This is a genomic window from Lewinella sp., from assembly GCF_050633125.1.
In the GTDB taxonomy this organism is placed as follows: domain Bacteria; phylum Bacteroidota; class Bacteroidia; order Chitinophagales; family Saprospiraceae; genus Lewinella.
Map to the genome: position 1 here is coordinate 134,726 of NZ_JBOEFX010000026.1, position 6,954 is coordinate 141,679.

At 48.7% G+C, this 6,954-nt stretch carries 6 protein-coding genes; 3 read left to right on the forward strand and 3 right to left on the reverse strand.

Annotated elements, in window-relative coordinates; genetic code table 11:
- Window positions 1–94 precede the first annotated feature (94 nt).
- Entirely contained in the window at window positions 95–844 is a 750-nt protein-coding gene (locus ACRBG0_RS08415; protein ID WP_431486456.1) for a phosphodiester glycosidase family protein, read from the reverse strand.
- Window positions 845–962: 118 nt separating this feature from the next.
- Between ACRBG0_RS08415 and dcd the strand changes: the two genes are divergently transcribed.
- Window positions 963–1,499, forward strand: coding sequence for a dCTP deaminase (dcd, locus tag ACRBG0_RS08420; protein WP_431486457.1), 537 nt, complete (start codon window positions 963–965; stop codon window positions 1,497–1,499).
- On the opposite strand, the gene ACRBG0_RS08425 is transcribed toward dcd, so the two are convergent.
- Together ACRBG0_RS08425 and ACRBG0_RS08430 are read right to left on the reverse strand one after the other, a co-directional pair.
- Window positions 1,496–1,972, reverse strand: a complete 477-nt coding sequence (locus ACRBG0_RS08425) for an NUDIX hydrolase (protein WP_431486458.1) — start codon at window positions 1,970–1,972, stop codon at window positions 1,496–1,498. The genes dcd and ACRBG0_RS08425 overlap by 4 nt on opposite strands.
- Window positions 1,969–2,862: a LysR family transcriptional regulator gene (locus ACRBG0_RS08430; protein WP_431486459.1), complete on the reverse strand. Its 894-nt coding sequence runs from the start codon at window positions 2,860–2,862 to the stop codon at window positions 1,969–1,971. Before ACRBG0_RS08430 ends, ACRBG0_RS08425 begins: the two co-directional genes overlap by 4 nt.
- Window positions 2,863–2,949: 87 nt before the next feature.
- Here ACRBG0_RS08430 and hutH point away from each other — a divergent pair, with 87 nt between their 5' ends.
- Window positions 2,950–4,500, forward strand: coding sequence for a histidine ammonia-lyase (hutH, locus tag ACRBG0_RS08435; protein WP_431486460.1), 1,551 nt, complete (start codon window positions 2,950–2,952; stop codon window positions 4,498–4,500).
- 18 nt (window positions 4,501–4,518) lie between these two features.
- Window positions 4,519–6,537, forward strand: a complete 2,019-nt coding sequence (locus ACRBG0_RS08440) for a urocanate hydratase (RefSeq protein ID WP_431486461.1) — start codon at window positions 4,519–4,521, stop codon at window positions 6,535–6,537.
- The last annotated feature ends 417 nt before the right edge of the window (window positions 6,538–6,954 follow it).

The following is a 6,954-nucleotide window of genomic DNA, read 5'->3' on the forward strand; positions in this document are numbered from 1 at the left end:
GGTCAAAAACTTAATCTTTGAGGGTGCGGGGTGCGGAGGGTGCGGACTTTTGGTACGGGGTGCGGCCCCAATCGTACCATTGCAATCATACAAATCACTCTATCTGTGCGATAATGATCCCATACCTCCCATCTTCTTGCACCCAGTTTTGGCCAGGCAGATAGGTACGTGAGACAAACCCATCGAGATACAGCGCATTTTGGCAACCATGTTCTTGGAAAAATCGGGCGAAATCGAAAAAATTGATCTTCTCTTTAGACATTGCAAATAATACTTGCCCATCAGGCAAAACCCCTACCCCATTCCTGATGTGTAGGTTAGTAGACCCTTCATTAAATTCAGGGTGAATCGCTCCGTTGATCAAAAGCATTGGTCCTGATTGGGTTGCATACCTGTGGTTGTCTTTTCCCAGGTAATTGTCGGTGGTTACTACAAAAGCTTGACGCTCATCAGTGATATAAAAAACACCATTAGGAGATAAATAGAAATTACCATAACCCTTACGCTTCTGATCTATATCCTTTTTCTTGATTCCATTTTCTATATACAATCCTTGTGGCGATAAATCAGGTAAGTACATTCCACCATTCATTGCAAAAAGTAATTTTTTATTCTCCCTGGCAAGCCATTGCTTTAGGCGGCCATGATTCTCAAAATATTGCCCCGAATCATCAGTGGAATAGAAGCCCAGTGTCTGGGTTTCTAAGTCTAGTGCATAACTTAATATAGTGGGGTCATTAATGGATTTAGATGCAACCTTATCTTTTGAGCTTGATAAACTCATTACAATGATTACGACGATAATTGTCATCAAAAAGAGTCCGATTATTTTATTTCTCTCCATGCTTTTTCTTTGTCACATTTTGAATCAACATCCCCATGGAAGGGTATATTGGTTAGTCAAATTTATACCTACACTAAACTCAATTCCCTATCTTCGCCAGCCAAATTGCATACAACCTATGATTCTCAGCGATATCAAGATACTGGAAGCCATCGACAACGGAGAAATTGTCATTGAACCCTTCGACCGCAGCTGTTTGGGTACCAACTCCTACGACGTACACCTAGGCAAGTGGTTAGCCCATTACAAAGACCATATTCTCGACGCGAAAAAGCACAACGAAATCGAACATTTTGAGATTCCTGAAGACGGCTTTGTGCTCCACCCCAATACCCTCTACCTGGGCGTTACCCACGAATATACCGAAACCCACGCCACTGTTCCCTTCCTCGAAGGCAAGAGTAGTGTAGGTCGCCTCGGTATCGACATTCATGCCACGGCGGGTAAGGGCGACGTAGGTTTTTGTAATACCTGGACCCTCGAAATTTCCTGCACCCACCCCGTACGTGTATACCCAGGAATGCCCATTGGCCAGCTCATCTACTTCATGGTCGACGGCGATATTGAAAATTATTACAACAAAAAGGCTAACGCCAAGTACAATACCCGCACCATCAAACCGGTGGAAAGCATGATGTGGAAGAATAAGTTTTAGATCAAAATCTTCCCTTCAATCTCCTCTTCCATAAAGATCATCTTCAAATTTTCATCAAAAATGGCGCGCATAGCGAAAGGTTGTTCGCGGGCCATGTATTGGTAAATGTGCCAGTCGGTAGCAGGAGTAGCCAATGTTTCCAGTGCAGAAAAATCTATCCACTCTAATTTACCTTCATCGCAGGGCGGCGCTTCCTGCCACGGAATATCTGCCATATAGATGCTGCACCACCAATTGTATTCTACAGGTGAGGTTTCCACCAGCGAGCCCATGTAGCGGAGTTTTTGCAGCCTAATCCCCGTCTCTTCTGCTACTTCTCGCAAACCGGTTTGGTAGGGGTCTTCATAAGGTTCCACCTTCCCTCCTACTGGCACGTAAAGACCGCGATTGGGTTCGTTGGCTCGCTTGAGCAACAAAAACTGCGATTCACAACGCAAAACCACCATGACTGCCGTCCGTTTTAATCCTTTCATGTGTCGACTCCTTTTATCATCTCCAATATTTGTGGCAGCACCGGATGTTGGTTTTCCTTGTTCCATATCATGGAAAGAACCGCCCGCTGGCTAATCTCTGGCAGTTCCACAAACCGCACCGAAGGCTGGTAACCCTTTTGCAAAGAAGTAGGCACAATCGAAATCCCAAAACCATTTTCCACCAAGCGATAAATCGTATTAGCGTGTACCGTTTTGTGCGCTACAATTGGCGTAAAGCCACTGTCCGAAAAAATACTCATCACCTTGGCGTAATAACTTGGGCTGTAATCTTCCTCAAACAGGATAAATGGCTCTTTCCGCAAAGCATTCAAATCCAGAAACCCGCCCTCTGCTAAAGGAAAATCCAATGGCACCACCAATGAAAAGGTCTCTTCCCAAACCGGTCGAATTGACAAAGTCGCTGGTACTTTTTGCAAACGAACAAACCCCAAGTCAATCTCACGACTGAGTAGGCTCTCCACCTGCTTATTGTTGTCCAACTCCTGCAAAGAAAACTGAATACCGGGCAAGTGGTTTTTGAACTGACCAAACAACTCTGGAAGAATATTCTGCATCGCCGAACCTACGTACCCCATTCGGATGCTTCCCAAAATACCTTTACTAATTTCTCCGGCCTGACTCACCAAATTACCGATCTGTTTTAGTACCAATGCCAATTCGCTTTGCAAAAACCGCCCCGCAGCAGTAAGCTCCACTTGCTTATTATTTCTCGCAAACAAGGGGTATCCCAATTGTTGTTCCAACTGCTGAATCTGCCTACTGAGTGCTGGCTGAGAAATATAAAGTTGCTCCGCAGCCTTCCGAAAGTGGAGGGTTTCTGCTAAAGCGAGAAAATACCGAAAATGACGAAGTTCTATTTGATTACTCACAGTTATCAATTCTTACAAAAATTGAATTGTAAGTTATCAAAAACACCAGTATTTTTGTTCTGAATTTGCTTAAACCACCTATTTTTTATGTTTCACTACGGGAAAGATGTATTAACTGCCGGCAAAGCCCTGGCCATCGCACGCGGAAAACTCAGCGCAACACTAGCTGCTGACACCCGCTCACAGGTAGCTGCATCTCAGCGCATTGTGGAACATGTTGTAGAACAAGGAGCGGCCGTCTACGGTATAAATACCGGATTCGGCCCTCTCTGCAATCAGACGATCTCCAAGGAAGATACCGCCATCTTACAGAAAAAACTCTTACTAAGCCATAGTGTAGGTGTAGGTAAGCCCATTGATCGGGAGGTAGCAAAGCTCATGCTGATTTTGAAAATCCATGCGCTCTCCCAGGGTTACTCTGGCATTGCCCTTGGGGTGCTAGATCGCCTGCTTTGGCAACTAGAGGAAGACATTATTCCGGTGGTACCCGAACAAGGGTCCGTAGGTGCTTCGGGGGATTTGGCCCCTTTATCTCACCTTTTCCTGCCTTTACTAGGGGAAGGGGAAGTATTCTACCAAGGTAGCCGCTATCCCACTAACGAGATTCTTGCCAAGTACAACAAGGAAGCACTGATACTAGGTCCCAAGGCGGGCTTGGCGCTCATCAATGGCACCCAGTTTATCGCAGCTCATGCAGTGCTTTTGGTGGAACGTTTCCACAACTGCCTCGTTCATGCAGACCTCATCGCCGCGTTAATGGTAGAAGGCCTACAAGGTTCCGACTCGCCATTTGACCCCAAGCTGCATCAGGTACGCCCCTACCCCGGCACCGTACACGTGGCGCAGCGGATGAAAAATTTCCTAAGTGATTCGGCAATTATGGCCGACCATGAAAACTGTGACCGCGTTCAAGATCCTTACTCGCTCCGCTGCGTGCCTCAAGTCCACGGCGCTTCGCGGCAAGCTTGGTTGCACCTGAAGGAAACCGTAGAAATTGAAATCAATGCAGTGACCGACAACCCTATCGTTTTTTCCGAAGAGGAAGTTATCAGCGGAGGGAATTTCCATGGTCAACCACTCGCTCTACCGCTGGACTATGCCTGCTTGGCGCTGTCTGAGCTTGGTAATATTTCAGATCGACGTTCTTACCTTTCCCTAGAGGGTAAATCGCCAGGAGTACCCAAACTACTGTTGACTGAAACCGGTGTCAACTCCGGCTTTATGATCGTTCAATACACCAGCGCAGCACTGGCTAGTGAAAACAAGACGCTTTGCTTCCCCGCCAGTGCCGATAGTATCCCCACTTCGCTTGGGCAGGAAGACCACGTGAGCATGGGCTCCATCGGCGCTCGCAAAGCATTGAGGGTTTGTGGCAATGTTGAAAAAATTCTGGCCGTTGAGATGCTTTGTGCCGCTCAGGCCGTGGACTTCCAACGACCGCTCACCTCTAGCCCGGTGCTAGAAGCGGCACATACTGCTATCCGGCAGCAAATCCCATTTGCAACCGAAGACCGTATTTTTGCTAAGGATATCAATGCGGCACTAGGCATTCTGCAACGTGGTGATCTACTTGCCGCAACAGCGCCCTACATTACACCAAACGCTTTTACCTATACCTCGCTTTTAGAAGAATTTTAAACCCTAATTTTGACGCTCATGCTAGCTACTTCCGTAAACTTTCAACAGCAAATTTTATTGGGAATTCCTTCTGAATTGCCCACGCCTAAACCTTATCCGGCAGATGCCAACCGGGCACCGAAACGTAAGGACATCCTCAGCGCGGAAGAGAAAAAACTCGCTATTCGTAATGCTTTGCGCTACTTCCCAGCAGACTGGCACCCTACGCTAGCGCCCGAATTTGCGGAAGAACTGAAGAAATACGGTCGGATCTATATGTACCGTTTCCGCCCTGATTACAAAATGTACGCTCGCCCTGTAGCCGAATACCCTGCCCAATCCCAGCAAGCAGCAGCGATCATGCTGATGATTCAGAACAACCTGGACCCCGCCGTCGCGCAGCACCCCAACGAGTTGATCACCTACGGCGGGAATGGTGCCGTCTTCCAAAACTGGGCCCAGTACCTGCTCACCATGCAGTACCTCGCCCAAATGACGGATGACCAAACCCTGCACGTCTACTCGGGTCATCCAATGGGTCTCTTCCCCTCTCATCCGGAAGCTCCTCGCGTAGTAGTCACCAACGGCATGATGATCCCCAACTACTCTAAACCAGATGACTGGGAGCGCTATAATGCACTGGGCGTTACGCAGTACGGACAAATGACTGCAGGCTCTTACATGTACATTGGCCCGCAGGGAATCGTGCACGGAACGACGATCACGGTGATGAATGCTTTTCGCAAAACCCTACCAGAAGGAGCTACACCACACGGCCACATTTTCTTAACAGCAGGTCTGGGAGGCATGAGTGGCGCACAACCCAAAGCCGGCAACATCGTGGGCTGTATCACTATCTGCGCAGAGGTCAACCCCAAAGCAGCTATCAAGCGCCACGAACAAGGCTGGGTAGATGTACTGATCGATAACATCGACGACCTGGTGCAACAAGTAAAAGCTGCCCAAGCCGATAAAGCCACGGTATCCTTTGCCTACATTGGCAATATTGTAGAAGTTTGGGAGCGGTTTTACACTGAAAACATCCACATTCAACTTGGGTCTGACCAGACTTCACTACACAACCCCTGGTCGGGAGGCTACTACCCATTAGGCTACAGCTTTGAAGAAGCCAATGAGTTGATGCGTAATGATCCTGAAGCTTTTGAATTAGCCGTCAAAGCAACCCTACGCCGCCACGCAACGGCCGTCAACCAACACACTGCCCGAGGAACTTACTTTTTTGACTATGGTAACGCCTTCCTCCTCGAAGCTTCCCGTGCCGGTGCAGATGTGATGGCAGAAAACGGGATAGACTTCAAGTACCCCTCCTATGTGCAGGATATCCTGGGGCCGATGTGTTTTGATTTCGGATTTGGACCATTCCGCTGGGTCTGTGCTTCGGGGGAGGCTAAAGACCTCGATCACACAGATGCCATTGCTGCGAAGGTTTTGGAAGAAATAAAAGCTACTGCGCCCGCAGAAATCCAACAGCAACTGGCCGATAACATCCACTGGATAAAAAATGCAAAAACCAACCAACTTGTAGTAGGATCACAAGCCCGTATTCTTTACGCTGATGCGGAAGGAAGAGCCAAGATTGCCCTTGCTTTCAATCAAGCTATTGCGAACGGAGAGCTGAGTGGCCCTGTCGTTTTGGGCCGTGATCACCACGACGTGAGTGGTACCGACTCCCCTTATCGGGAAACCAGCAACATCTATGACGGCAGTAAATTCACCGCCGACATGGCCATTCACAACGTTATTGGTGACAGCTTCCGGGGTGCTACCTGGGTATCCATCCACAATGGTGGCGGTGTCGGGTGGGGTGAAGTGATCAACGGAGGCTTCGGTATGCTTCTTGATGGTTCAGCCGAAGCAGCCGTACGCTTGCAGCAAATGTTGTTTTTTGATGTAAACAACGGCATCGCTCGCCGCAGTTGGGCCCGCAACAAAGGCTCCATCCAAGCGATCCAGCGAGAGATGGATAGGACACCGGGCTTAAAAGTAACCCTTGCTCAACTGGTAGATGACGAGTTGATTGATGGTTTGGGGGTTTGATGGTTGATGGTCAAGCCAAAACAGATTCGCGTATAACGCCTCCTTTCCCCTGCGAAACATAACCCGAAACGAAGCAATTATAGACAATCGGAAGGTGCGGAGTGCGGGGTGCGCTGAATACTTCCGAACTCAGGCTTTCCACTTCAGACTTTCATGTGCGGAGTGCGGGAGGGTGCCGGGGGCGGCCTCAATGTATGATCGCACTGGTACGATTGGGGTGCGGGAAGGTGCGGAGTGCGAGGTGCGCCGAATACTTCCGAACTCAGGCTTTCCTCTTCAGGCTTTCATGTGCGGAGTGCGGGAGGGTGCGGGGGGCGGCCTCAATGTATGATCGCACTGGTACGATTGGGGTGCGGGAAGGTGCCGAGTGCGAGGTGAGCTGAATACTTCCGAACTCAGACTTTCCACTTCAGACTT